Source organism: Palleronia salina, assembly GCF_900141995.1.
Taxonomy (GTDB): Bacteria; Pseudomonadota; Alphaproteobacteria; order Rhodobacterales; family Rhodobacteraceae; genus Palleronia; species Palleronia salina.
Window position 1 is genome coordinate 87,856 of record NZ_FQZA01000009.1, and the last position, 25,454, is coordinate 113,309.

The 25,454-nt window shown below is 67.6% G+C and carries 27 protein-coding genes, 1 tRNA gene and 1 other RNA gene; 15 read left to right on the forward strand and 14 right to left on the reverse strand.

The features are described from left to right. Positions 1 to 63: 63 nt before the first annotated feature. Positions 64 to 1,224 (reverse strand): glutamine-hydrolyzing carbamoyl-phosphate synthase small subunit, encoded by a 1,161-nt coding sequence (gene carA, locus BUB76_RS12850; protein ID WP_073129194.1) that lies wholly within the window; start codon positions 1,222 to 1,224, stop codon positions 64 to 66. Positions 1,225 to 1,418: 194 nt separating this feature from the next. Here carA and BUB76_RS12855 point away from each other — a divergent pair, with 194 nt between their 5' ends. After that, the gene (locus BUB76_RS12855) at positions 1,419 to 1,880 is read left to right on the forward strand and encodes a GatB/YqeY domain-containing protein (RefSeq protein ID WP_073129195.1); all 462 of its coding nucleotides are present in this window, start codon (positions 1,419 to 1,421) and stop codon (positions 1,878 to 1,880) included. Between the two features lie 149 nt (positions 1,881 to 2,029). Here the strand turns inward: BUB76_RS12855 and BUB76_RS12860 are convergent, their stop codons facing one another. Continuing rightward, entirely contained in the window at positions 2,030 to 2,557 is a 528-nt protein-coding gene (locus BUB76_RS12860) for a DUF2244 domain-containing protein (protein WP_073129196.1), read from the reverse strand. Between the two features lie 2 nt (positions 2,558 to 2,559). Further along, positions 2,560 to 4,233: a cytochrome c oxidase subunit I gene (gene ctaD / locus BUB76_RS12865; protein ID WP_073129197.1), complete on the reverse strand. Its 1,674-nt coding sequence runs from the start codon at positions 4,231 to 4,233 to the stop codon at positions 2,560 to 2,562. Positions 4,234 to 4,505: 272 nt separating this feature from the next. On the opposite strand from ctaD, the gene BUB76_RS12870 reads away from it, so the two are divergent. From BUB76_RS12870 to dacB, 3 genes are all read left to right on the forward strand, one after another. Beyond that, entirely contained in the window at positions 4,506 to 5,717 is a 1,212-nt protein-coding gene (locus tag BUB76_RS12870; protein ID WP_073129198.1) for a DegT/DnrJ/EryC1/StrS family aminotransferase, read from the forward strand. A gap of 58 nt (positions 5,718 to 5,775) precedes the next feature. Continuing rightward, entirely contained in the window at positions 5,776 to 6,393 is a 618-nt protein-coding gene (locus tag BUB76_RS12875) for a nicotinate-nucleotide adenylyltransferase (protein ID WP_073129199.1), read from the forward strand. A 73-nt stretch (positions 6,394 to 6,466) separates the two neighbouring features. Then, on the forward strand, positions 6,467 to 7,930 hold the full coding sequence (gene dacB / locus BUB76_RS12880; protein ID WP_073129200.1) for a D-alanyl-D-alanine carboxypeptidase/D-alanyl-D-alanine endopeptidase: 1,464 nt from the start codon (positions 6,467 to 6,469) through the stop codon (positions 7,928 to 7,930). Between the two features lie 3 nt (positions 7,931 to 7,933). On the opposite strand, the gene BUB76_RS12885 is transcribed toward dacB, so the two are convergent. Both BUB76_RS12885 and BUB76_RS12890 read right to left on the reverse strand, forming a co-directional pair. Beyond that, the gene (locus tag BUB76_RS12885; protein ID WP_073129201.1) at positions 7,934 to 8,119 is read right to left on the reverse strand and encodes a PLD nuclease N-terminal domain-containing protein; all 186 of its coding nucleotides are present in this window, start codon (positions 8,117 to 8,119) and stop codon (positions 7,934 to 7,936) included. Between the two features lie 65 nt (positions 8,120 to 8,184). After that, a complete protein-coding gene (locus BUB76_RS12890; RefSeq protein ID WP_073129202.1) occupies positions 8,185 to 8,625 on the reverse strand; it encodes a tellurite resistance TerB family protein in 441 nt (146 codons plus the stop codon). 94 nt (positions 8,626 to 8,719) lie between these two features. Between BUB76_RS12890 and BUB76_RS12895 the strand changes: the two genes are divergently transcribed. The 6 genes from BUB76_RS12895 (at position 8,720) to BUB76_RS18275 (ending at position 12,918) form a co-directional block, all read left to right on the forward strand. Beyond that, entirely contained in the window at positions 8,720 to 10,300 is a 1,581-nt protein-coding gene (locus BUB76_RS12895; protein ID WP_073129203.1) for a lysine--tRNA ligase, read from the forward strand. Between the two features lie 174 nt (positions 10,301 to 10,474). After that, positions 10,475 to 11,581 (forward strand): 3,4-dihydroxy-2-butanone-4-phosphate synthase, encoded by a 1,107-nt coding sequence (gene ribB / locus BUB76_RS12900; RefSeq protein WP_084140654.1) that lies wholly within the window; start codon positions 10,475 to 10,477, stop codon positions 11,579 to 11,581. Continuing rightward, a complete protein-coding gene (locus BUB76_RS12905) occupies positions 11,581 to 12,096 on the forward strand; it encodes a 6,7-dimethyl-8-ribityllumazine synthase (RefSeq protein ID WP_073129205.1) in 516 nt (171 codons plus the stop codon). The genes ribB and BUB76_RS12905 overlap by 1 nt, the downstream gene beginning before the upstream one ends. Continuing rightward, positions 12,093 to 12,554, forward strand: coding sequence for a transcription antitermination factor NusB (gene nusB / locus BUB76_RS12910; protein WP_073129206.1), 462 nt, complete (start codon positions 12,093 to 12,095; stop codon positions 12,552 to 12,554). Before BUB76_RS12905 ends, nusB begins: the two co-directional genes overlap by 4 nt. After that, complete coding sequence (locus BUB76_RS12915; protein ID WP_073129207.1) at positions 12,551 to 12,790, forward strand: hypothetical protein; 240 nt, start codon at positions 12,551 to 12,553, stop codon at positions 12,788 to 12,790. Before nusB ends, BUB76_RS12915 begins: the two co-directional genes overlap by 4 nt. Then, positions 12,787 to 12,918 (forward strand): hypothetical protein, encoded by a 132-nt coding sequence (locus BUB76_RS18275; RefSeq protein ID WP_269085824.1) that lies wholly within the window; start codon positions 12,787 to 12,789, stop codon positions 12,916 to 12,918. Before BUB76_RS12915 ends, BUB76_RS18275 begins: the two co-directional genes overlap by 4 nt. 1 nt (position 12,919) lies before the next feature. Here BUB76_RS18275 and BUB76_RS12920 read toward each other — a convergent pair whose 3' ends face one another. From BUB76_RS12920 to ssrS, 3 genes are all read right to left on the reverse strand, one after another. Beyond that, positions 12,920 to 13,690, reverse strand: a complete 771-nt coding sequence (locus BUB76_RS12920; RefSeq protein WP_073129208.1) for a COG3904 family protein — start codon at positions 13,688 to 13,690, stop codon at positions 12,920 to 12,922. Continuing rightward, entirely contained in the window at positions 13,687 to 14,937 is a 1,251-nt protein-coding gene (locus BUB76_RS12925) for a hypothetical protein (protein ID WP_073129209.1), read from the reverse strand. Before BUB76_RS12925 ends, BUB76_RS12920 begins: the two co-directional genes overlap by 4 nt. A 92-nt stretch (positions 14,938 to 15,029) precedes the next feature. Next, positions 15,030 to 15,187: non-coding RNA, 6S RNA (ssrS, locus tag BUB76_RS18380), on the reverse strand. Between the two features lie 109 nt (positions 15,188 to 15,296). On the opposite strand from ssrS, the gene BUB76_RS12930 reads away from it, so the two are divergent. After that, on the forward strand, positions 15,297 to 15,755 hold the full coding sequence (locus BUB76_RS12930) for an MmcB family DNA repair protein (protein ID WP_073129210.1): 459 nt from the start codon (positions 15,297 to 15,299) through the stop codon (positions 15,753 to 15,755). On the opposite strand, the gene BUB76_RS12935 is transcribed toward BUB76_RS12930, so the two are convergent. Next, a complete protein-coding gene (locus BUB76_RS12935) occupies positions 15,752 to 15,955 on the reverse strand; it encodes a DUF6324 family protein (protein ID WP_073129211.1) in 204 nt (67 codons plus the stop codon). The two genes, BUB76_RS12930 and BUB76_RS12935, sit on opposite strands and share 4 nt — an antisense overlap. A gap of 116 nt (positions 15,956 to 16,071) precedes the next feature. Here BUB76_RS12935 and BUB76_RS12940 point away from each other — a divergent pair. Then, a tRNA-His gene (locus BUB76_RS12940) sits at positions 16,072 to 16,148 on the forward strand. Positions 16,149 to 16,224: 76 nt separating this feature from the next. On the opposite strand, the gene BUB76_RS12945 is transcribed toward BUB76_RS12940, so the two are convergent. Further along, positions 16,225 to 16,521 (reverse strand): DUF6476 family protein, encoded by a 297-nt coding sequence (locus BUB76_RS12945; protein ID WP_073129212.1) that lies wholly within the window; start codon positions 16,519 to 16,521, stop codon positions 16,225 to 16,227. On the opposite strand from BUB76_RS12945, the gene BUB76_RS12950 reads away from it, so the two are divergent. From BUB76_RS12950 to BUB76_RS12960, 3 genes are all read left to right on the forward strand, one after another. Beyond that, a complete protein-coding gene (locus BUB76_RS12950; RefSeq protein ID WP_073129213.1) occupies positions 16,520 to 17,548 on the forward strand; it encodes an RluA family pseudouridine synthase in 1,029 nt (342 codons plus the stop codon). The two genes, BUB76_RS12945 and BUB76_RS12950, sit on opposite strands and share 2 nt — an antisense overlap. A gap of 158 nt (positions 17,549 to 17,706) precedes the next feature. Continuing rightward, a complete protein-coding gene (gene rpoH, locus BUB76_RS12955) occupies positions 17,707 to 18,603 on the forward strand; it encodes an RNA polymerase sigma factor RpoH (RefSeq protein WP_073129251.1) in 897 nt (298 codons plus the stop codon). Positions 18,604 to 18,732: 129 nt separating this feature from the next. After that, positions 18,733 to 19,710, forward strand: a complete 978-nt coding sequence (locus BUB76_RS12960) for a Gfo/Idh/MocA family protein (protein WP_073129214.1) — start codon at positions 18,733 to 18,735, stop codon at positions 19,708 to 19,710. On the opposite strand, the gene BUB76_RS12965 is transcribed toward BUB76_RS12960, so the two are convergent. From BUB76_RS12965 to BUB76_RS12980, 4 genes are all read right to left on the reverse strand, one after another. Further along, on the reverse strand, positions 19,698 to 20,678 hold the full coding sequence (locus BUB76_RS12965; protein WP_073129215.1) for a calcium-binding protein: 981 nt from the start codon (positions 20,676 to 20,678) through the stop codon (positions 19,698 to 19,700). The two genes, BUB76_RS12960 and BUB76_RS12965, sit on opposite strands and share 13 nt — an antisense overlap. An 80-nt stretch (positions 20,679 to 20,758) precedes the next feature. After that, the gene (locus BUB76_RS12970) at positions 20,759 to 22,579 is read right to left on the reverse strand and encodes a M3 family oligoendopeptidase (protein ID WP_073129216.1); all 1,821 of its coding nucleotides are present in this window, start codon (positions 22,577 to 22,579) and stop codon (positions 20,759 to 20,761) included. A gap of 69 nt (positions 22,580 to 22,648) precedes the next feature. Further along, the gene (locus BUB76_RS12975) at positions 22,649 to 23,575 is read right to left on the reverse strand and encodes an amidohydrolase family protein (protein WP_084140655.1); all 927 of its coding nucleotides are present in this window, start codon (positions 23,573 to 23,575) and stop codon (positions 22,649 to 22,651) included. 282 nt (positions 23,576 to 23,857) lie between these two features. Beyond that, positions 23,858 to 25,453 carry an ATP-dependent DNA ligase gene (locus BUB76_RS12980; protein ID WP_073129217.1) on the reverse strand — a complete coding sequence of 532 codons (1,596 nt, stop codon included), beginning with the start codon at positions 25,451 to 25,453 and terminating at the stop codon, positions 23,858 to 23,860. Between the last annotated feature and the right edge of the window lies 1 nt (position 25,454).

The window sequence follows — 25,454 nt, forward strand, 5'->3', positions numbered from 1 at the left end:
TCGAGGGGGTCAGCCTAAGCCCATGAAGGTTAATCGAAAGTTAAGACCGGACCGTGGCCCGGGTCAGGCCGGGGCGGCGGCGCGGTCCTTCATGGCCTGGGCGAAGCGCTCGAACAGGTAGAAGCTGTCTTGCGGGCCGGGGCTGGCCTCGGGGTGCTGCTGCACGGAATAGACCGGGCGGTCCTTCAGCCGGATGCCGCAATTGGACCCGTCGAACAGCGAGGTATGCGTCTCGACCACGCCCTCGGGCAAGGTCTGGCTGTCGACCGTGAAGCCGTGGTTCATGGACGTGATCTCGACCTTTCCGGTCTCGTGGTCCTTCACCGGGTGGTTCGCGCCGTGGTGGCCGTGGTTCATCTTGACCGTGCGCCCGCCCAGGGCCAGCGCCAGCAGCTGGTGGCCCAGGCAGATGCCGAACACCGGAATGTCGGTGGTCTTCAGGACCTCTTGGATCATCGGCACGGCGTAGATGCCGGTGGCCGCCGGGTCGCCGGGACCGTTGGACAGGAACAGCCCCTCGGGATTGTGGGCCAGGACCTCCTCCGCGGTGGCCGACGCGGGCAGGACGGTCACGTCGCAGCCGGCGCTGGCCAGGCAGCGCAGGATGTTGCGCTTGGCGCCGTAGTCGATCGCCACGACCTTGTGGCCCGGCCCCTCGCGCTTGGTATAGCCGTCCGGCCAGGCCCAGCGCATTTCGTCCCAACGGTAGGATTGCGCGCAGGTCACGTCGCGCGCCAGGTCCAGGCCCTCGAGCCCCTTGAAGCCACGGGCCTTGGCGACCAGCGCCTCGATGTCGAACTTACCCTCGGGGTCATGGGCCAGCGCCACGTGGGGGGCGCCCTGCTGCCGGATCGCCCGGGTCAGCCGCCGCGTGTCGATACCGCCGATCCCGATGCGTCCCATCCGCCGGAGCCAGTCCTGCAGCGTGCCGGTCGCGCGCCAGTTGCTGGGTTCGGTCGGGTCCCACTTCACCACCATGCCCGCCGCGTGGGGCTGCATGGCCTCGTCATCCTCGGGCGTGGTGCCGGTGTTGCCGATATGGGGGAAGGTGAAGGTCACGATCTGCCCGGCGTAGGACGGGTCGGTCATGATCTCCTGGTAGCCGGTCATGGCGGTGTTGAAGCACAGCTCGGCCGTGGTGTCGCCGGTGGCACCGAAGCCGTGCCCGTAGAACAACGTGCCGTCGGCCAGGGCGAGGCAGGCGGTGGGCTTGGGGCGGGGCATGGGCGGTCTCCTGGGACGGGCTGCGGCCAAATCTGCGGCAAATTATGGATTCGGCCCCGAAGGGTCAAGGCAGCGCGGGTACAAATTAAAACGTATATATTACAATGACATGCAGCTCCACGGGTGCTGTTGCTGCGCCCGTTGGCATAAGATAGGTGTGACCGGGTCAATCAACACCACTTCAAGGGGTGCCCATGGACATTCGATCCCGGCTGAACACCGCGCTCAAGACCGCCATGAAGGAACGGCAGTCCGACCGGCTGAGCACGCTGCGGCTGATCAACGCCGCCATCAAGGACCGCGATATCGCCGCGCGCGGCAGCGACGACGCCCCCGGCGAGATGTCCGAGGCCGACCTGCTCCAGATCCTCGGGCGCATGGTGAAACAGCGCCAGGAAAGCGTCCGCGCCTACGAGGAGGGCGGGCGGCTGGAACTGGCCGATGCCGAGCGCGAGGAAATCGCGGTGATCGAGGAATTCCTGCCCCGCCAGCTGAGCGACGACGAGGTCGACCGCGCCGTCGACGAGGCCATCGCCGAGACCAATGCCAGCTCGATCCGCGACATGGGCAAGGTGATCGGCCTGCTGAAGTCGCGCTATACCGGCCAGATGGATTTCGGGAAGGTCGGCCCGCGCGTGAAGACGCGCCTGAGCTGATCCCGCGAGCGGCGGGGGGCTCTTCGCCCTATCAGTTTCACAAATGGCTAGCCGCGCCTTAGCCTAGGCGCGACTGTCCGCGAGATATTCGCGAGTTGGTGGCGTTGCTTTGATGGCAGCCGCATGGCGGCGCGATGGGGCGTACCGCCTCAGACCTGCTTCAGCACCCGAGACAGGTCGTCGTAGAGCGACTGCCGCTCTTCGGCCGACAGGAAGGCGCCGACTTCCACCTCGCGGCCCGCGCCAGACAGGGTCAGGTAGAACGGCACCGGGCCGGCCCGCTCGATCAGGTTCACTTTCACCCAGAACGGGTTCGCCTCCCACAGGCGGGGCGGGCGATTGCGATCCTCGCGCCGCAGCGCCAGGTGGTCGGACCAGAGGCACAGTTCTTCGGTCGTCTCGCCGTCGCGGTAGTTGCGCTGGATCGCGGCGTAGATCCCCCACAGCGCCAGCATCATGAAGGGCAGGAGCCCCCACAGGACCGGCGTGCCGAGCACCCCGAGCAGGGGCAGCAGGATCATCACGTAGGTGAATCCGATGAAAGCGACGAAGCCGCTTCGGGGCAGGGACCGGTTGGGCCAGAGCCGGACCCGGGCCAGCGGCTGGTCACCCGCCGCATGCGAGAAGGCCCCGGACGATGCCGGGGCCTTTTCGGATTTCGTCCAAACCACCGGCATGGTCAGTGCGCGGCGCCCTTATCCCACTCTTCCTGCTTGGGCAGGATCTCGAACGTGTGCTCGGGCGGGGGCGAGGGCAGGGTCCACTCCAGCGTGTCCGCATGCTCGTTCCAGGGGTTGGCACCGGCGGTCTTCGGCACCTTGATCAGCACCCAGAAGATGGCGCCGATGAAGAACAGGAACGACGCGAAGCTCAGGAACGCGCCCCAGGACGACACCGAGTGCCACAGCGCGAACGCGTCGGGGTAGTCGATGTAGCGGCGCGGCATGCCCTGGCGGCCCAGGAAGTGCTGGGGGAAAAACGTCAGGTTCGAGCCGATGAACATCGCCCAGAAGTGCGTGTGGCCGATCCACTCGGGGATCATCTTGCCGGTGAATTTCGGGAAGTAGAAATAGATCCCGGCAAAGATGGCGAAGACGGCCCCGAGGCTCATCACGTAGTGGAAGTGCGCCACGACGTAGTAGGTGTCGTGATAGACGCGGTCCACGGCGGCCTGGCTCAGCACGATGCCGGTAACGCCACCGGCGGTGAACAACACCAGGAAACCGAAGGCCCAGAGCATCGGGGTCTTCAGCTGGACCGATCCGCCCCACATGGTCGCGATCCACGAGAAGATCTTGATGCCCGTGGGCACCGCGATGACCATGGTCGCCAGCATGAAGTAGCTTTGCTGGGTCAGCGACATGCCGACGGTGTACATGTGGTGCGCCCAGACGACGAAGCCCAGCACGCCGATGGCAATCAGCGCCCAGACCATCGGCAGGTAGCCGAAGATCGGCTTGCGCGAGAAGGTGCTGATCACGTGGCTGATGATGCCGAAGCCCGGCAGGATCACGATGTAGACCTCGGGGTGTCCGAAGAACCACAGGATGTGCTGGTAAAGAACCGGGTCACCGCCGCCTGCCGGATCGAAGAACGTCGTGCCGAAGTTCCGGTCGGTCAGCAGCATGGTGATGGCGCCCGCCAGAACCGGCAGCGACAGCAGGATGAGCCACGCGGTCACGAAGATCGACCACGAGAACAGCGGCACCTTGAACAGGCTCATGCCCGGGGCCCGCATGTTCAGGAAGGTGGTGATGATGTTGATCGCGCCCAGGATCGACGAGGCGCCCGAGACGTGCACCGCGAAGATCGCGAGGTCGGTCGAATAGCCGCCTTCGGTCGTCGAAAGCGGTGGGTAAAGCACCCAGCCGATGCCCGATCCGTCCTGGCCATTCCCGCCCGGTGCAAAGACCGAGCAGACCGCAAGGGTCGAACCGGCGACGAACAGCCAGTAGCTGAGGTTGTTCAGACGCGGGAACGCCATGTCGGGCGCGCCGATCTGCAACGGCATCAGGTAGTTGCCGAAACCGCCGAACAGGGCCGGGATAACCACGAAGAACATCATCAGGATGCCGTGGGCCGTGATCATCACGTTCCACAAGTGGCCGTTGGGCGTACAATTCTCGACGGCGGCGGGCAGCAGGCGCGCGCCTTCCATGCACATGTACTGCACGCCGGGGCTCATCAGCTCCATGCGCATGTACACGGTGAAGGCCACCGAGATGAAACCGGTCAGGCCGGCCGTGAACAGGTACAGAATACCGATGTCTTTGTGATTGGTGGACATGAACCAGCGGGTGAAGAACCCCCGCTCGTCGTGCCCGTCGTGGCCGTGAACGGCTGCGTCAGCCATGTCGTGCCTCCTCAAGGTTCCCGTTAGCTTCGCGCCGGGCGGCGGCCGACACGTTTACGCGCTCGTGTTTACTGGCGCGCGCCCAAGGGGGCAATGACGCAAAAGGCCTGCATTCGGGAAAAAGTGACGCGGGCAGGGATGCTTGTCGGGCCCCGGATTCCCGGAATCCGCTGCGTTTCGTCGCGTTCCGGTCGAAACCGGCGTTATCAATTCAAATTTTCGCATATGTGGTCGCCCTTGTGCGGGCCCGAGCCGCGCCGCAATGTCGCGGCATGGAAGAACGCTTCACCGGCAACTTCACGCAGCAGGAACCGATCTCCGAGGCGGGAATCGCGGCGGTGTGCGACATCCTGCGGTCGGGGCGCCTGCATCGCTACAATCTCGCCGGGGGCGAGCGGGGGGCCGTGGCGGCCTTGGAAGAGGAATACGCCGCCTGGCAGGGCGCGCGCCATTGTCTCGCCGTGACGTCGGGCGGGCAGGGGATGCAGATCGCCCTGCGCGCGGCGGGCGTGCAGCCCGGCGACCCGGTGCTGACCAACGCCTTCACGCTGGCCCCGGTGCCGGGCGCCATCGCGGCCATCGGGGCGCGGCCGGTCCTGGTCGAGGTGGACGACACGCTGTGCATCGACCTGGAGGACCTGCGGCGGAAGTGGGAAATCTGCAAGGCATCCTGCCTTCTGCTGTCCCATATGCGGGGCCATTTGTGCGATATGAACAAGCTGGTGGACCTGGCATCCACGCTCGGGCTGACCGTGATCGAGGATTGCGCCCACACGATGGGGGCGGAATGGAACGGGGTGAAGTCCGGCAATTTCGGCCACGCGGCCTGCTTCTCGACCCAGACCTATAAGCATATGAACTCGGGCGAGGGCGGGCTGGTGACCTCGGACGACGCCGGGTTCATGGCGCGGGCGATCATCCTGTCGGGCAGCTACATGAACCACGCCACCCATGGCACGCGGCCCGACGATCCCGATTTCGCCGACGCCCGGCTGGACATGCCCAATTGCAGCGCGCGGATGGACATGATGCGCGCGGCCCTGCTGCGCACGCAGTTGCCGGACCTGCCGCGGAATATCGACCGCTGGGCCCGGCGATTCGAGGCCGCTGCGGCCCCGCTGGCCGCCAATCCGGCGGTTTCGCTGCCCGCGATGCGGCCCGAGATGCGGCGCGTGGGCTCGTCGATCCAGTTCCGGGTGCCGTCGCTCGACCCCGGCGGCTGTGACGCCCTCGTGCAGGGCTGTGCCGCGCGGGGCGTCGTGCTGAAATGGTTCGGCCGCGACGTGCCCGAGGGGTTTACCTCGGCCCATCCCAGCTGGCGCTACGTCGACCGGCAGGATCTGCCGCAGACCGACCGGATCCTCGCGACGCTGTTCGACATGCGCCTGCCGCTGACCTTCCCGGTCGAGGATTGCGACCTGATCGGCCGCATCATCGCGCAGGAGGTGGCGAAGCTGGCCCCGGCGCAGGGCGCATACCTCTGATTGCAAAGCGGCGGCCCGGGCGGTAGCTCAACCCGGCGTAGCAGCGAAAGGACGCGCGATGGGATGGGGCCCCGGTTGGCCAATGGCCCGGCCCGGCATGGCCGTGGGGCTTCTGGGCGGATCGTTTGATCCGGCCCACGCGGGCCACGCGCACCTGTCCCGCGCGGCGCTCGCGCGCTTCGGGCTGGATGCCGTGTGGTGGCTGGTCAGCCCCGGCAATCCGCTGAAATCCAGCGGTCCCGCCCCCATGGCGCAGCGGATGGAACGGGCGCGCGCGGTCATGGACCATCCGCGGGTCGTGATCACCGACCTCGAAGCGCATATGGGCGTGCGGCACACGGCGCGCACGCTCAGGGCTCTGGTGGCCTGCTATCCCGGGGTGCGGTTCGTGTGGCTCATGGGCGCGGACAACATGGCGACCTTGCACAGGTGGGAGGACTGGCAGGAGATCCTGCACACCATGCCCGTGGGGGTGGTGGCGCGGCCCGGTGACCGGCTGGCGGCGCTGACCTCGCCCGCGGCGCGGGCTTTTCACGCGGCCCGTGTTGGATCCGACACCACGCGCGGGCTTGCCCACCGGCCGACCCCCGCCTGGGCCTTCGTGAACCTTCCGTTGCGGCCCGAAAGCTCGACAGCCTTGCGCGAAAGCGGCGCGTGGCCGCAAAACGATCCGTGAGCGACGCGATTTTGCCGTTGATCCGTCTCACCCCCTGACCATATCGAGGCATGGCTGTAACAGGAGCGCCGATTTGCGGCTGACACGACGTACGATTCTGACCGGTCTGCTGGCCAGCGCTGCGGGCGGGGCATTGGCCGAGGCGCCGGCCACGTCGCTGCGGCCGCGGGCGCGCGCCGTCGATTTCTTCAAGCGCGCCCTTCCCACCGGCGACGACCTGGTGGCCCGCGCGGGCCTCGGTGCGGGCAAGGTCGCCTACGTGGTGGCCGACGCGACCACCGGCGAAGTTCTTGAATCGCGCGCGCCGCTGTTGCCGCAACCGCCCGCCAGCACCGCAAAGGCCCTGACCGCGCTGTACCACCTGGACCGGCTGGGGCCCGATCACCGGTTCTCGACCCGGCTGCTGGCCACCGGCCCGGTCGTGAACGGCCGCATCGACGGCGACCTGATCCTCGCGGGCGGGGGGGATCCCACGCTCGACACCGACGGTCTGGCGAGGCTGGCGTCGCAACTGAAGGATGCGGGCGTGCGCGAGGTCGCAGGCAACCTGCGGATCTGGACGGGCGCGCTGCCGAACCTGCACGAGATCGACGTCGAGCAACCCGACCACGTGGGCTACAACCCGGCGGTGGGCGGGCTGAACCTGAACTTCAACCGGGTGCATTTCGGATGGGAGCGCAAGGGCGGCGACTACCAGGTCAGCATGGATGCCCGCTCGGCCACGCGGATCCCCGGCGTCGCCATGGCGCGGATGCAGGTCGTCGACCGAAGCGGGCCCGTCTATACATACGCCCGCGGCGAGGCGCGCGATGACTGGACCGTGGCGCGCGGCGCGCTGGGCAGCAACGGGTCGCGCTGGCTGCCGGTCCGGTTTCCCGGCCTCTACGCGGGCGAGGTGTTCCAGACGCTCGCACGGTCGAACGGCCTGATGATCGGCGGCCCGGTCCTGCGCGCCGACGCGCCCGAGGGCGATGAACTGGCCCAAGTCGACAGCGCCGAAAGCCGCGTGATCCTCGAGGACATGCTGGAATATTCCACCAATCTCACCGCCGAGATCATGGGCCTCTCGGCCAGCAAGTCCGACGGCGATGTCGAGACGCTGGCCGGCTCGGCCGCGCGGATGAACGAATGGCTGAAATCGGAGATGGGGCTGCGGTCGGTGGCGCTCGAGGATCATTCGGGCCTGGGTGACGACAGCCGCATCACCGCGTCGGACATGTGCCGCGCCATGGTCGCATCGGGACCCGATGGCGCGTTGCGGCCGCTGATGAAGCCCTTCCGCACCGATGATACGACCATCCAGGTGGCCGCGAAGACCGGCACGCTCAATTTCGTGTCGGCGCTGACCGGTTTCATCGGAAGCGATGATGGTAGGCGGCCGCTGGCTTTCGCCGTCTTCTGCTCGGATATCGACCGGCGCGACGCGCTGAGCATGGCGGAACGCGAACGCCCCGCCGGCGGCAGGGCCTGGGCGGGGCGCGCGAGAACGCTCCAGCGCGCGCTCATCGCGCACTGGAACACGTGGTATCGGACCTGAGCGTCAGACCCGGGCGGTGCCGCCCCGCGGACCGGCGATCAGCCAGGCGATGAAGCCCAGGACCGGCAGGATCAGGACCACGAGGCACCAGATGATCTTGCCCAGGGTCGAGGCGCCGCTGGTGATGATGTTGTAAAGCGCGTAGATGTCGGCGATCAGGACGATGAGTCCCAGAATTCCATATTCCATTGGTCTGCCTTTCGTTTTGCAGGATGCGGACAAAACGCCGCAGCCCCGCCCGAAAGTTCCCTGATCTACGAGTCTTCGTTACCGACCAGCGAAATATGGCGCGCCCGGGCGGCCAGCTCGATCGCGGCGGCCGCCAGGCGGGTGACCTTCAGCTCGAACCGGATTTCCTCGAGCAGGCGGATCTCGGTATCGGCCAGCGATCCATCCGCCACCGCCACGTCGCAGGCCAGCGCATAGGCGGTTTCGTGGAACCGCTCGGGCAGGTTGTCGCGCAGCAGGCCGAAAAGCGCATCCAGCCCGTCCTCCTCGGAGAAGAGGTCGAACACCGTTTCGGCCATCGTGCGGATGCGGTCCTGGTCGTAATCGGCGAACACCGGCAGGTGGTTCACGATCCGCTCGATCGTGATCAGCTCGCTCGTGCGCAGGTTCTCGTCCGATGCGGACACGGCGATCATCACCGCCACAAGGCAATCGGGCACCGTCATGGAATGGCTGATGTCGTTCATTTTTCCCACTCTCTCCGCAGCCAAGGTTTATTGACCTCGGCGGTGTGCGGCAATAGCTACCGCGCCTGATCAGCAGCCCAAGGAGGCACCACCGATGACCGACCTACGCGACACCGCGCTCAACTCGAAGGCCTGGCCCTTTGAAGAGGCCCGTCGCCTGGTCAAACGGTTCCAGAAGGCGCCGCCCGAGAAGGGCTATGTGCTGTTCGAAACGGGCTATGGCCCGTCGGGGCTGCCGCATATCGGGACCTTCGGCGAAGTGGCGCGCACCACCATGGTGCGCCGCGCGTTCGAGACGATCAGCGACATCCCCACCAAGCTGATCTGTTTCTCCGACGATATGGACGGCCTGCGCAAGGTGCCGGGCAACGTGCCCAACCAGGACCAGATGCGCGAGGATCTGCACCTGCCGCTGTCGCGCGTGCGCGACCCGTTCGGCACGCATGACAGCTTCGGCGCGCACAACAACGCGCGTCTGAACGCGTTTCTCGACAGCTTCGGCTTCGAATACGAGTTCGCGTCCTCGACCGAGTACTACACCAGCGGCAAGTTCGACACCGCGCTGCTGCGGATGCTCGAGCAGTTCGACAAGATCATGGAGATCATGCTGCCCACCCTGGGCGAGGAGCGGCGCGCGACATACTCGCCCTTCCTGCCCGTCAGCCCCAAGACCGGCCACGTGCTGCAGGTGCCGACGCTGGAGCGCAACGTCGAGAAGGGCACCATCGTCTATGCCGAGCCCGACGGCGAACGGGTCGAGGTCCCGGTGACCGGCGGCAACGTGAAGGTGCAGTGGAAGCCCGACTGGGCCATGCGCTGGTACGCGCTGGGCGTGGATTACGAGATGTCGGGCAAGGACCTGATCGATTCGGTGACCCAGGCCAGCAAGATCTGCCGCGCGCTGGGTCGCGCCGCGCCCGAGACGCTGACCTACGAGCTGTTCAACGACGAGCTGGGACAGAAGATCAGCAAGTCGAAGGGAAACGGCCTCAGCATGGAGGAATGGCTGCGCTACGCCGCGCCGGAATCGCTCGGCTATTTCATGTTCCAGAAGCCCAAGACGGCCAAGCGGCTGTATTTCGACGTGATCCCCAAGGCGGTGGACGAATACCACCAGCAGCTGCGCGCCTATCCCGACCAGGACGCGACGCAGCGGCTGGCGAACCCGGTGTTCCACATCCACGGCGGCGACGTGCCCGAAAGCCGCATGGTCGTGCCGTTTTCCATGCTGCTGAACCTGGCATCGGTCGCCGGTGCCGAGGATGCCGAGACCCTGTGGGGCTTCATCCGCCGCTACGCGCCCGAGGCGGGCCCCGAGACGCATCCCGACCTGGACGCGGCGGCGGGATACGCCGTGCGCTATTACAACGACTTCGTGAAGCCCGAGAAGACGTATCGCGCTCCCGACGACCGCGAACGGGCCGCGCTGATCGACCTGCGCGACCGTCTCGCCGCGTGGGACGGCCCGCTCGATGCCGAGGCCCTGCAATCCGAGGTCTTCGCCGTCGGCAAGGGCCACGGGTTCGAGCCGCTGCGCGACTGGTTCAAGGCGCTTTACGAGGTGCTGCTGGGGGCGAGCCAGGGGCCGCGCTTCGGCGGGTTCATCGCGCTCTACGGCGTGGACGAAACCCGCGCGCTGATCGACCAGGCGCTCGCCGGCAAGCTGGCCGCCTGAGCCGGTCCACCCCTCGCGCGCCGCCCCCGGCTTCATCTTTCCCGAAATACCTCGGGGGAGGCGCGCAAGCGCCGGGGGCAGCGCCCCCCGGGACGCACCGGCACCCCGCGCGCCCACTGGTCTTTTCGGCGCACGGGGTCTATCTGGCAGCCCGAACCCCAAGGGATACCCGCGATGTCCGACACCGCCCATTACCACGACGCGATCTCGCCCATCGAGGAGATCATCGAGGACGCCCGCAACGGGCGCATGTTCATCCTCGTCGACCACGAGGATCGCGAGAACGAGGGCGACCTGGTCATCCCCGCGCAGATGGCGACGCCGGATGCGATCAACTTCATGGCGACCCACGGGCGCGGCCTGATCTGCCTGACCCTGACCGGCAAGCGCTGCGACGCCCTGGGTCTGCAACTCATGGCGTCCCAGAACTCGTCGCGGCACGAGACGAACTTCACCATCTCGATCGAGGCGCGCGAGGGCGTGTCGACCGGCATCTCGGCCCATGATCGCGCCCGCACGGTGGCGGTGGCCATCGACGGCGACAGCACGCCGGCCGATATCGCGACGCCGGGCCATGTCTTTCCGCTGCGCGCGCGCGAGGGCGGCGTGCTGGTGCGCGCGGGCCATACCGAGGCGGGCGTCGACATCGCCCGGCTGGCGGGGCTGAACCCCTCCAGCGTCATCTGCGAGATCATGAACGACGACGGCACCATGGCGCGGCTGCCCGACCTCGTGGCCTTCGCCCAGCGCCACGGGCTGAAGATCGGCACCATCAGCGACCTGATCGGGTACCGCCGCCGCAACGACAACCTCGTCCGCAAGAGCCAGGAGCGGACGATCACGTCCGAGTTCGGCGGCGAATGGCAGATGCGCATATACACGGACGAGACCCAGGGCTCCGAGCATATCGTGCTCATCAAGGGCGACATCGCCACCGACGAGCCGGTGCTGGTGCGGATGCATGCCATGGATCCGATGCTGGACGTGGTGGGCACCGGCGGGGCCGGGCGCGCCCGCGAGTTTGGCGACGCCATGGAGCAGATCGCCGCCGAAGGCCGCGGCGTGCTGGTCCTGCTGCGCGACCTGACCATGAAGGTCGCCGACCATGACGACGTGTCGCCCCAGACCCTGAGGCAATACGGGCTGGGCGCTCAGATCCTCAGCTCGCTCGGTCTGCACAAGCTGGTGCTGCTCACCAATTCGCCCAAACCCAAGGTGGTCGGGCTCGAGGCCTACGGGCTCGAGATCACCGACACCCGCAAGATATCGGAGATCGGCTGATGGCCGGACAGTCCCACTACACCCCGCCGATGCCGGAATTCGACGCGCCGGTGAAGCTGCTGATCGTGGTGGCGCCCTATTACAAGGACATCGCCGACGACCTGGTTGCCGGCGCGAGGGCGCAGGCCGAGGCCGCCGGCGCGACCTGCGACCTGGTCGAGGTGCCCGGCGCGCTGGAGATCCCAACCGCGATCCGCCTGGCGCAGCGCACCGCCGATTACGACGGCTACGTCGCCCTGGGCTGCGTGATCCGGGGGGAAACGACCCACTACGAGACGGTCTGCAACGACAGCAGCCGCGCGCTGACGCTGCTGGGGCTGGATGGTTGCTGCATCGGCAACGGCATCCTGACCGTCGAGACCCACGAACAGGCCGCCGTGCGCGCGGGCGAGCAGAACAAGGGCGGCGGCGCTGCGGCCGCCGCGCTGCATTTGGTGGCGCTGTCGCGCAAGTGGCGCGGCCAGGGCAAGGGCATCGGTTTCAAACCGCGGGGCGAGGACACGTTGCTGGCATGAGCACCGACAAGCGACAGATGAAATCCGCCGCGCGGCTTTACGCGGTGCAGGCCCTGTTCCAGATGGAGCATTCCGACCTGAGCCTCGACCGCGTGCGCGTGGAGTTCGAGGATCACCGCTTCGGCGCCGTCTACGACGAGGGCGAGATGGCCGAGGGCAATATCGACCTGTTCCGCGCCATCCTGGAAGGCGTGGTCGAACGGCAGGGCCGCATCGACAAGATGACCGACCGCGCGCTGGTCGCGAAATGGCCCATCGACCGGATCGACCCGACCTTGCGCGCGCTGTTCCGCGCCGCGGGGGCCGAGCTGACGGCCGAGCAGACGCCGCCCAAGGTGGTCATCGTCGAATACGTGGACGTGGCCAAGGCGTTCTTTCCCGAGGGCCGCGAGCCGAAATTTGTGAACGCCGTTCTGGACCACATGGCGCGGGAGGCGCGGCCCGAGGCCTTCGCGTGACCCGGCGCGCCCGCCAGCGCGACCCATTGGCCAGCTTCAACGAGCGGGTGAAGATCCTCGCGCAGTTCCTGAACGCCATCGCGCTGGGCGCCATCGGCTTCGCCGTGCTGCGGCCATTGACCGAATCGCTGTCCAACTGGGACTTCAACGCCTTCTGGTGGTTGATCGTCGGACTCGCAATTCACGGCGTGGCGCATTATGTTCTGAGGTACATGCACAAGGAGGACGGATCATGACCTTCTATGAATTCACTGCGCCGCTGGTCCTTCTGGCCATCGCGATGGGCGGTGTGGTCTATATCCACTTCGCCGAGAAACGCCTTGTCAGGAAGCTGCGTGAGCAGCGAAGCCACCCCGCCGAGTAAGTCAGGCGGCGTCCTCGTCGGTCTCGACGATCATCCCGTATTCGCGCAGCTCCTCGGGCAGAAGGATGTAGATCTCGCCCGGCGGCGTCACCAGCGCGTGCTGCATGATCCGCGGATCGATCCCCATTTCCACCAGGTAGCCCATCACCTGCCCCTGGCCGCGCTGGATGTCCTCGACGGCCATGAAGGCGGGCTGCACGCTGTTCTGTCCGAAATAGTGCTGGTGCACGCCCACCGACCCGTCATCGTCGATCTCGCGCGTCTCGCCGCCCGCCAGAAGGTAGGGGCAGGCCGACAGGCACACGTCTCCGGCGGCGATCATCGTCGTGACCCCCTCGGCGCGCAGGAAGCGGCCCAGCACCAGCGCGTCCGAAACCGAACCGCCGGGCGAGTGCAGGAAGACCCGCCTCGGGGCGCCGTCCTCCCAGCGGGTCGCCAGGATGTCGGTCAGCCGGTCCGCGTCGCCCGCCGCGATGCGCCCCATGAGCCGCAACGCCGCCGCGCCATCCACTTCGACGGACGAGACGGTCAGCCGCGCGGGCATGTCGCCCACCGGCGGGAACGGCGCGGCGGGGGCGGGGCGCGGCAGGTCGGCGGGGCGATAGCGGCGGGTCTGATCCCCGGGGGCCACCGGTTGGTCCAGCGCGGGGGCATCGGGGGCGAAGCGCAGCCCCTGCATTCCCGGCGCCATGTCGCCCAGCACCAGGAGCCCGCCGATCACCAGCTGAAGGCCAAGGATCCCCTTCAGCATCCCCGCGACGCCGACCCTCATTCCGCGGGCTCGCGCAGGGGGGTGGGCGCCGACAGCTTCGGCTCGGGCGGCATGTCGTCCTCGACCCGGCGGATGGCCGAAACGGCGGCGCGCAGCTCGGCCAGGGCAATCCTGTCCTCGATGGGGGTGCGTTCGCGCCCCGCGCGGATCGCGCCCTGCGTGACCATCAGGATGAAGACCAGCACCGCGGGCAACAGGTCGATGGCGATGGCGCCGGCCCAGCTGGGCACGAAGTTGCGGCCATAGCGGATGACCGCGTCGGCGGCGGAAATCGGGGTATAGCTGACCTCGGGCGGGGGCGTCATGCCCTCGACCGCGCGGGCGGCCACGGCCAGCGTTTCGGCCCGCTGACCCAGCACTTCCAGCACCGAGGTGATGGTGGCCTGCTGCCCGGCGGCGGTATCGGCCTCGTCGCTCAGCGTGGGCAGCACGACCGAAGCCGACAGGTCCTGCGCGGCGCGCGTCACCAGCGGTGCCACCGACAATTGCCGCAGTTGCGTGATGAGCCCGGCAAGGCGCACGGCCTCTTCGCTGAACTCGACGCTGCGCGCCTCGACCGGGCCGGGCTCGACCGTCAGCGCGCGCATGCGGCTGAGGATCGCGTTGCCCTCGGCAAAGGCCTGCTCGACCGCCGGGGTCACCGTGCCGATCTGGTTTTCAAGCCCCTGCAATTCCTCGGCCTTCTGCCGCAGCACGCGGAACACCGCACCACGCCCCGCGATGCCCGACAGGTTGCCGGTGGCTTCCTGTTCGCTCAGGTCCTGGAACGACTGTCGCACCCGGCTCACGTCGCGCTCCAGCCCCAGTGACGCGACGGCGATGGTGTGCGACCGCTCCAGCGAGGTCTGGTAGTCCTGCACCGTCCGGGCGAGATGCTGCTCGACCGCCGCGGAGCCAGCCAGCGCGGCGGCGTTCAGCCAGGACGACATGGCGATGATGGCCACCGACCCCAGCGCCATGGCCCCCATCAGCCCCAGTCGCGCCCGCGCCGTGCGCATGGCCGGCAGAAGCCGCATGAGATACGTCCAGAACACGAAGATCCCGACGCTGACGGCGATGGAGTAGGCCAGCGCGGCGAACACCGACAGCGCGCCATCGCTGTCCAGCAGCGACCGGACACCCAGGTAGGTGTAGATCCCCGACGCGGCCGAAAGCACCCCCAGAGCGGTGCCCGACAGGGTGTCGAGTACGCCAAGGTGATCCTCGAGCTCGCGGACATGGCGCGGATTGGATTGGCTGTCTGACATGGGCCCCCCGGGCGTTTGCGTCGCGACAGTATGACGACGTGCGGCCGGTAAGCCAATTCACCGACATGTCAGACGATTTAGAGGGTGGGATCGGCGGGACCACCACGACCGTCAGGGTACGTAAATTCCCGAGGACCTGTATTTACAGGTGGGCGCCGGGTAACCAGACCACGGCCCGGTCAGAGCCAGCTCCCTCGGAATTGCTTAAGGCCACTGGAATTGGACCCCGGCACGGGAAGGGCAGTGCCCGCCTGACCCACATCTAGGCCCGCCCCGATTTTCCGGCAAGGGGGTGCGTCGGTCATTTCGCCGCGCGTGGGGGGCTTGAAATGCGTTTACCTTTTGTTCACACTTTGCGGATGGCCGACGATGCGACCCTCAACACCCTGATGCCCGGACAATTGCTGGGCCGCGGCGTGTGCCGTCACCTCGCCAGCCACGGCTTCGCCTGCGTCGAGGAACTGGTGCCGACCCGGGGCCTGCGCGTGGACGTCATGGCGCTGGGGCCCAAGGACGAGGTGTGGATCGTCGAGTGCAAGTCCAGCCGCGCCGATTTCATGTCGGACGGCAAGTGGCAGGGCTACCTGGAATGGTGCGACCGCTATTTCTGGGCGGTGGATGCCGAGTTTCCGACCGACCTGCTGCCCGAGGGCACGGGGCTGATCATCGCCGATGCCTATGACGCCGAGATCCTGACCATGGGGCCCGAAACAAGGCTGGCCCCCGCGCGGCGCAAGGTGATGATGCGCAAGTTCGCCTTCCACGCCGCGCGCCGGTTGCAGACGCTGCGGGATCCCGGCGCGGCGCTGTCGTTCTAGCGCTTCTTCTTGCGGCTGGCGCTGCGGGCGGCCGAAGCGGCGGCCCGGATCTCTTCGGCGATCTCCTCGGCCTCTTCCGGATCGAAATCCATGGGCACTTCGATCCCGCCATCGGCGGACACGTAAAGCCGCACCATGCCCGCGTCGGTGGGCCCGATCTGCAGGTTCGCGCTGGTGTCCGAGGGGTCGTTGATGCCCATGCTGGCCTCCGTCTTTGATCCCCGTCGCCTAGCGCCTGACGGGCGAACCCGCAAGCGCCAAGCGGCCCGGTTTGGGGTTGCAGAGCCCGCGCCGCATGGCTATTTGGACGTCGAGTGCCGCCTTAGCTCAGTTGGTTAGAGCGCCTGATTGTGGATCAGGAGGTCCCCCGTTCGAGCCGGGGAGGTGGTACCACTCTCCACCTAACTTCTCATACCCCGGCACGGCAGCTGATGTCCGCCTGCGCCCGTCTTTGGACAGGTGCGATCCCTCAGGGCTGATCGATGCGAATGCGCTGGCGCAGGGTTTCCCCGTCGGGCGAGAAGATCAGGATCTCGTTGTCCCCCGTGACCACGGCCAGCCAGCCCGACCCGCGGGTGAAGGCGGTCGCGCGCGCGCCGTCGGGCAGGGCGATCTGATCGGGCAGGGCGGGTCCGGGCGCCGGGAAGCGGGTGAAGAACAGCCACACCAGCGCCATCATCCCCACCAGCATGGTTGCGGTCAGGGCGATCACCAGCCATTTGAGCACCGTCAACGCCCCGTCGCGGGGTTCGGGAGCCTGTTCCATGTCGTCTGTCATCTGGACCGTGATCCTCGGGGAAGCGCCGCCGCCGCGCCTTGATAAGGCGCTGGCGCGTGACGTGCCAGAGGAAGCGCATCTCAGCCGCTCGCGGCTGGCCCGGCTGATCGCGGATGGCGCGGTCAGCCGCGATGGCGTGGTTCTGACCAGCCCGAAGGCAGCGGTCTTCGAGGGCGACGAGATCACCGTGACCGTCCCGCAGGAGGCCGAAAGCCACATGGCGCCCGAGCCCATGGACCTGGCGATCGTATACGAGGATGATGACCTGGCCGTGGTCGACAAGCCCGCCGGGCTGGTGGTGCATCCCGCCCCGGGCACGCCCACGGGAACGCTGGTCAACGGTCTGCTGCACCATTTCGGCGATGCCCTGTCCGGCGTCGGGGGCGAGAAGCGGCCGGGCATCGTGCACCGCATCGACAAGGACACCAGCGGCCTTCTGGTGGTGGCGAAATCGGACCGTGCCCATCACGGGCTGTCGGCGCAATTCGCCGCCCACAGCGTCGACCGGCGATATCTCGCGGTTTGCCACGGCGTGCCCGACCCCGCCGACGCGCGGCTTCTGGGCCTGCCGGGCATCAGCGCCGAGGGTGCGGTCCTGAAGATCACCACGGGTCTTGCGCGCCACCCCCACGACCGGCAGCGCCAGGCGGTGACCTTCAGCGGCGGGCGTCACGCTGTCACGCGCGTCTCGGTCGAGCGGGCGCTGGGACCCTCGGCCGCGCTGGTGTCGTGCCGGCTGGAGACGGGGCGCACCCACCAGATCCGGGTGCACATGCGCCACGCCGGCCACGCGCTGATCGGCGATCCGGTTTATGGCGGGACCCGCAAGGTTTCGCCCAAGCTGCCCGGCGCAGCCGAGGCGGCGGCGTTTCCGCGGCAGGCGCTGCACGCCGAGAGATTGGGGTTCGAGCATCCGGGGACGGGTGAAGAAATGTTTTTTACCAGCGCCTTGCCGGACGATCTTGAAGCGTTGATCGAAGCTTTGGCGGGCACACGGGACGACACAACCGCGTGAGTGCGACGACACGTTGCGGCGCCTTGCTGGACCTTTCGTCTTCGCAGTTTCTTAATCTTCGTGAGCAATACGAAAACGGCTCTTGGCATCTTGAACTGAACCGATCGGTTCACCATTTCGGATGCAAGGGCGTCCACGCCCAAAGATAGGGAGTGACCATGGCAAGCTACGCGAACCTACCGGCCCCGTCGCCGGAACAGGGACTGAACCGTTACCTTCAGGAAATCCGCCGGTTCCCCATGCTGGAGCCGGAAGAGGAATTCATGCTGGCGAAGCGGTGGGTCGATCACGGCGATACCGAGGCCGCGCACAAAATGGTGACGTCGCACCTGCGTCTCGCCGCGAAGATCGCCATGGGCTACCGCGGCTACGGCCTGCCCCAGGCCGAGGTGATTTCCGAGGCGAATGTGGGCCTGATGCAGGCGGTCAAGCGCTTCGATCCCGACAAGGGCTTCCGCCTCGCGACCTACGCCATGTGGTGGATCCGCGCGTCGATCCAGGAATACATCCTGCGGTCGTGGTCGCTGGTGAAGCTGGGCACCACCAGCGCGCAGAAGAAGCTGTTCTTCAACCTGCGCAAGGCGAAGAACCGCATCGGTGCCCTGGAAGACGGCGACCTTCGGCCCGAGAACGTGAAGCAGATCGCAAACGATCTCGGCGTGACCGAGGACGAGGTGATCTCGATGAACCGGCGCATGTCGGGTGGCGACGCCTCGTTGAACGCGACGATCAGCGCCGATGGCGAGGGCACGGCCCAGTGGCAGGACTGGCTCGAGGATGAGGATGCCGACCAGGCCACCGAGTACGAGGAGCGTGACGAGCTTGAGTCGCGTCGGGCGCTGCTGGCCCAGGCGATGGATGTGCTGAACGATCGCGAGAAGGACATTCTCACCCAGCGGCGGCTTCAGGACCAGCCGATCACGCTGGAAGACCTGAGCGGGCAATACGATGTCAGCCGCGAGCGCATCCGCCAGATCGAGGTGCGCGCCTTCGAAAAGCTGCAAAAGCGCATGACCGAGCTTGCGGCCGAGAAGGGCATGACCGCGGACGCCTGATTGCGGCACAACTGACACGGTGAAAGGGCCGGGGCCGCTTGATCAGCGGCTCCGGCCCTTCGCGTTTGCCGCTGACACTGCCGGCGATGCCCCCTAGGGTCGGCGCGAAACAGGATAGGGGGACCGACCATGAAAACGGTAAACTTCGGGATTCTCGGCGCGTCGAGCTTCGCGCTGTCGCAAATGGCACCGGCCATCCACGCGGCGCGGGGCGCGCGGCTGGCGGGGCTGGCCACGCGCTCGGCCGACAAGGCCGCGCCGTTCCAGGGGATCGAGCCCGATCTTGACGTGTTCGACAGCTACGACGCGCTGCTGGCCTCGGACAAAATCGACGCGGTCTACATCCCGCTGCCCAACCACCTGCATGTGGAATGGTCGCTGAAGGCGCTGGCGGCGGGCAAGCACGTGCTGTGCGAAAAGCCCATGGCGATGACCGCCGATCAGTACGACGACCTGATCGCCGCGCGCGACGAGTCGGGGCTGATGGCGACCGAGGCCTACATGATCGCCCACCACCCGCAGTGGAAGATGGTGCGCGAGTTGCTCGCGGACGGCTCCATCGGCGATCTGCGCCACGTGAACGCGGTGTTCTGCTACAACAACGCCGACAAGCCCGAGAACGTGCGCAACCAGCCCGGGATGGGCGGCGGCGGCATCCGCGACATCGGCGTCTACGCCATGGGCTGCGCGCGCCTGGCCACGGGGCAGGAGCCGTCCGAGCTGAGCGCGCACCTGACCATGGAATCCGATTTCGATACCGTGGCCCGGATCGACGCGCGCTTCCCCGGGTTCGGCTTCCAGTCGATGGTTTCGATGCGCATGGCGCGCTACCAGCACGTGAGTTTCCATGGCACCACCGGCACGATCACCATGAAGGCCCCCTTCAACGCCGGCGCCTACGACCAGGCCGAGATTTGCATCGAGCCGTCGGGCACCGAACGCCGGACCATCCGCTTTCCGGAGGTGAACCAGTACGTCCTGCAGGTCGAAGCCTATTGCCGCACCCTGCGCGAGGGTGCGCCCTACGCGTGGACGCTGGAGGATGCGCGCGGCACGCAGGCGATGCTCGATGCCGCGCTGGCCGGCAAGGTGGATCAGGGCGCCTGAACCAGGCGGATCTGGGCGGGCGTCAGGACGGCGTCGCCTTCGACGAAGGCGACCGTCACGCCGTCCACGATGATGGCCGACCCCGATCCGTCGCCCCGCGACTGGACCACGACGCTGTCGGGTTCGGTGCGGCCCTCGTACTCGACCTCGACCAGGTCCAGCCCGGCGGTGAAGTCGCGGATCACCGTCGGGTCGGCCGCGCCGCCCGGTGCGGCGTCGAGGATGGCCGCGTCGATGAGGAACGTATCGGACCCGTCGCCGCCGCTGCCGAAATCGCCGGCGCCAAGGCGCAGGATGTCGTCGCCCGCGCCGCCTTCGAGCGTATCGGACAGGTCCTCGGCCACCGTCTGCGACAGCGTGCTGGTCCCGTAGGTTCCGTTCAGCGAATCGTCGCCGTCACCGCCCACCAGCAGGTCGGCGCCTTCGCCGCCTTCGAGCGTGTCGTTGCCGGCGTCGCCCTGAAGGCTGTCGCTGTCCTTGCCGCCCCTGAGCACGTCATCGCCTGCGCCACCCACGAGCGTATCGTCGCCCGATTCGCCCGAAAGCGTGTCGCTGCCATCCTCGACAGCATCACCGCCGACGATCAGGTCGTCGCCGAACCCGCCCTCGGCCACGTCCGCCCCGGCGCCCATGTCGATTTCGTCGTCGCCCAACCGGCCCAGGACGCTGTCGTCGCCATCGCCGGCGCGGATCGTGTCGTCACCGATATTTGCATCCACGGTGTCGTTGCCGTCGCCCATGTCGTACTCCCGCGCTGCGGGCGCGGTTTCCTCGACCAGGTCATCACCCGAGGTGCCCATGACCACCGACAGCGGGCTTTCGCACGTGCCGGTGTCGGACGCGTCGTCGGGCACGGTCGCGCCATCATCGTCATCGGCGCCGAACAGTTCGTCGAGATCGAGGAAGCTCGCTCCGAAAATGCCGGCGAACAGGGCGGCATTACCTAGGAGCATGGGGTCGAACAGCATGGCGGGCCTTGCGCGGGAAAACTCGGGTCTGGGCCGGGTTTGCCCGCGCAAGATGGCGCCATTTGGACACGATCGCGGCGTTAGTCGTCGATCGTTTCCAGCTCGTCGATCATCTCTTCGATCATCGACAGGCCCTTTTGCCAGAAGGCCGGGTCGGACGCGTCCAGTCCGAAGGGCGCCAGAAGCTCCTTGTGGTGCTTCGATCCGCCGGCCTTCAGCATCTCGAAATACTTGTCCTGGAAGCCTTCGGGCGCGTCCTCGTAGGCGGCATACAGCGCGTTCACCAGCCCGTCGCCGAACGCGTAGGCGTAGACGTAGAAGGGCGAGTGGACGAAGTGCGGGATGTAGGCCCAGTAGACCTGGTAGTCGTCCATGAACTCGAACGCGGGCCCCAGGCTTTCGGCCTGCACGCTCATCCACAGGGCGTTGATGGCATCGGGCGTCAGCTCGCCGCCCTTGCGGGCCTCGTGCAGCTTGCACTCGAAATCGTAGAACGCGATCTGCCGGACGACGGTGTTGATCATGTCCTCGACCTTGCCGGCCAGCAGGACCTTGCGCTCGGCCTTGTCCTTGGCGCCCGCCAGCAGCTTGCGGAAGGTCAGCATCTCGCCGAAGACGCTGGCCGTCTCGGCAAGCGTCAGCGGCGTGGAGGCCAGCATTTCGCCCTGCGCGGCGGCAAGGCGCTGGTGCACGCCGTGCCCCAGCTCATGGGCGAGCGTCATCACGTCACGCGGTTTTCCCAGGTAGTTCAGCATCACGTAGGGATGCGCGTCGGTGACCGTGGGGTGGGCGAAGGCGCCGGGCGCCTTGCCGGGCTTCACCGCGGCATCGATCCAGCCGCGGTCGAAGAACGGCTCGGCCAGCTCGGCCAGCTTGGGCGAGAAATCGGCGTAGGCGTCCATCACCATGCCGCGCGCGGCCGGCCAGTCGACGACCCGGTCCGATTCCATCGGCAGGGGTGCGTTGCGGTCCCAGACCTGCAGGGTGTCGAGCCCCAGCCACTTGCGCTTCAGCTCGTAGTAGCGGTGCGACAGACGCGGGTAGGCATCGACCACTGCGTCGCGCAGCGCCTCGACCACCTCGGGCTCCACGTGGTTGGCCAGGTGACGGCCGGTCTGCGGCGTGGGCATCTTGCGCCAGCGATCCTCGACCTCCTTCTCCTTCACCAGCGTGTTGTGCACGCGCGCGAAGGTTTTCACGTTGGCCGAAAAGACACGCCCCAGCTCGCGCGCGGCGGCCTCGCGCTTGGCGCGGTCGCGGTCGGTCAGAAGGTTCAGCGTCGACTCGATGCCCAGCACCTCGCCCTGCACGTCGAATTCGAGGCCCGAGATGGTCTCGTCGAACAGCTTGTTCCAGGCGGTGGCGCCCACGACGGACTGGTCGTGCAGGAACTGCTCGAGCTCGTCGCTCAGCTGGTGGGGGCGCATGGCACGCAGGCGCTCGAACACCGGCTTGTAGCGGGCGACCTCGGCATCCGCCTCGAATACGGCGTCCAGCGTCTCGTCCGGGATGCGGTTCACCTCGAGGCTGAAGAACACCAGCGGCGTGGTATAGCCGGTGATCTTGTCCTGGCAGTCCGACAGGAACGCGGCGCGTCCGGCGTCGGTGGTCTGCTGGTAATAGCGCAGGCCCGCGTAGGACATGATGCGCCCGCCGACCATGTCGATCCGCTCGTACCGGGCAATGCAGTCGCGCCAGCCGGCGGCGTCGAGATCGGCCAGCTTGCCCTGGTAATCCGACGCGAAATCCGCGCAGGCCTTTTCCAGCCAGTCCATGTCGCGCTTCAGCTCGGGCGCGTCCGGCGCGGCGTAGAGATCGCTCAGGTCCCATTCGGGCAGATCGCCCAGGTCGCGGCCCCCGGCCGAGGCGTTGGCGTCGAAAAGCGGTGTGGCGGTGGGCATGGCGGCTCCTGTTGGGATGTCTCTTGCCCCTCGACATAGGGGCCGCGACGCCCGGGTGGAAGGCCCCGGCTAGAAGCCGAACAGCCGTGCGGGGGTGTCCACCAGCGTCTTCTGCCGCGCGTCGCTGTCGGTGACGGCGCGGAAGAAGGCGTCGAGCAGCATGCCGGCATCGGGCATGGGGGCGCCGTTCAGCATGATATGCGGCCAGTCCGAGCCCCACAGGATCCCGTCCGGGTTCGCCTGCACCAGCCGATCGACGAGCGGGTCGGCCGCGTGCCAGGGCGCGTCGCTGAACCGGTAGATGCCGCTGAGCTTGGTCACCGCGCGGCCGTCGCCCACGAGCCTCTCCAGCGTGTCGAGGCCGCGGTCGTTGCCCAGTTCGGGCCAGGCCAGGTGGTCGAGCACGACCGGGCAGGGCAGCGCGGCGATGCCGTCGGCCAGGTCGTCCAGGTGCTGGTGCGCGTGCAGCAGCATCTGCACGTGCATCCCGCGTTCGGCCAGCATCGGCGCCAGGCGCTGCACGCCGGCCCACGAGATCACGCCGCCATGCACGTGGTTCAACCGGATGGCCCGCACGCCCGCGTCGGCGAGGCGGTCGAGCTCGGCCGCCGTCGCGTCGTCGCTCACCAGGCCCACGCCGCGCGCGCGGTCGCCCAACCGCTTCAGCGCGGCCAGCGTCACGGCATTGTCGGTGCCGTAGAGGATCGAGTGCACCAGCACGACGCGGTCGATCTCGAGCGTGCTGAGATGCGCGTTCAGCAGGTCCAGCCAGTCGTCCAGCCCGCGCCCCGGCGGCGGATCCTCGCTCCGGCCTTCCCATAGCTCGAACTCGTCGCGGCCCGAGAGGATATGCACATGCGCGTCGCAGGCACCGCGCGGGGGCAGGGTGCCGGGCACCTTCGGGCGGGGCACCGGCGCGGCGCCGGCCGGCTTCTCGCCGATCGTGTCGTAGTCCCGGTCGGGCGTGGCGTGGGGCAGGTCGCTGTCGTCGTCCATGGGGTGTCCTTCGGGGTCCGGTGTTGCGGTCCCAACACGCGGGCGGCGGGGGCAGGTTCCGAACGGCCGACCGCGCGTGGCCGGCGAAATTGCGCAAAGGTACTCGGGGACCAGTGATGACAGGGCCGCGCTTCGGCGGAAAGCGTCGGATCGAGTATTTCCGGACCAGTGATGCGGGGCAGGGGCGCGATGGGCGGTTCAGCCCCCGCACGCGGCCTGCATCACTGGTCGGGAAATACTCATGTCGCGACGCTCCGCACGCGCGAAGCGGCCCGGGCGGCGTCAGCCATATGCCGCCAGCATGTCCTTCAGATCGGCCAGGGTGTTGGCCTCGGACAGGGGCTTGTCGTGGCGCCAGCGGCTCATGCGTGGAAAGCGCAGCGCGACGCCCGACTTGTGGCGCGGGCTTTCCTGTATCCCTTCGAAGGCGATCTCGAACACGTGCTGCGGCGTCACCTGGCGCACGGGGCCGTAGCGTTCGAGCGTATTCTTGCGCACCCAGGCGGTGATAATGCGGAACTCGGCATCCGTCAGGCCGGAATAGGCCTTGGTGAAGGGCACCAGCTGATCTTCGTCCCAGACCGCGAAGGTGAAATCGGTGAACAGGTTGGCGCGGCGGCCGTGGCCCTGCTGGGCATAGATCATCACCGCGTCGATGGTCAGCGGATCCACCTTCCACTTCCACCAGTCGCCGCGCTTGCGCCCGTCGCGATAGGGGCTGTCGCGGCGTTTCAGCATGATCCCCTCGCTCATGTGCTCGCGCGAGCCGTCGCGGATCGCGGCGAGCCGGTCCCAGTCGTCGAAGCTCACCAGCGGCGACAGGCGAAGCGGCATGTCGTCCGGCACCCCGGACGCCACGTCTTCGAGCAGCGCGCGCCTGTCGTCGAAGGGCCGCGCGCGGATGTCCTGCCCGTCCCATTCCAGCAGGTCGTAGGCATACAGGATCACCGGCGCGTCGCGCAGAAGCGCCTTGGGGACCGTCTTGCGGCCGATGCGCTTTTGCAGCGCGTTGAAGGGCAGGGGCGCGCCGTCCTTCCACGCCAGGACTTCGCCGTCCAGCACCGTGCCTGGGGGAACGTGGTCGATGAGGCGGGCGAGCTCGGGGAAGCGGTCGGTCATCAGCTCCTCGCCGCGCGACCACAGGTAGTGGTTACCGCCGCGCAGGATCAGCTGGCCGCGGATGCCGTCCCACTTGCGCTCAGCCGCCCAATTGCCGGGCGGGGCGTCCAGCGTCGCGGGGCCGCCGTCGAGCTGGTAGGCCAGGTAGAAGGGATAAGGCTTCGACAGGTCCGCCTCGGGGTCGTGGGTCAGGATCAGCGACTCGAAGCTGGTGCTGTCGGGTTGCCAGTCGCCCATCAGGCGGTGGGCGAGGTCCGGCTCGTCGATGCCGGTGGCGCGGCTGAGCGCGCGGGTCATCAGCTTTTGGCTCACGCCCATGCGGAAGCCCCCGGTGATGAGCTTGTTGAACACGAAGCGTTCGATCTTGGGCAGCTGGTCCCAGGCGTCGAGGATGCGGGCGCGTTTCTCGGGGTCGTCCAGCCTGGCCAGCGCGCGGATCTCGCCGATCCAGTGCGTCAGGCTGCGGTCGCTGTCGCGGGTGGCGTCGGGCAGGATCAGCGCCATGGTCTCGGCCAGGTCGCCCACGATGGGATAGCATTCCTCGAACAGCCACAGCGGCAGGCCCGCACGGTCGGCCGCCCATTCGCGCAGGCGCGTGGCGACGACGGTGCGCTTGGGGCGCCGTCCGGAAAGCAGCGCGATGGTCCAGAGCTTGTCGTCCTCGGGCGCCGCGGTGAAATAGGCCGCGAGCGCGTCGACCTTGGCGTTGGTCTTCGTCGTCTGGTCGAGCGCGGTGAAAAGGGCTGCGAAGCGTTTCACC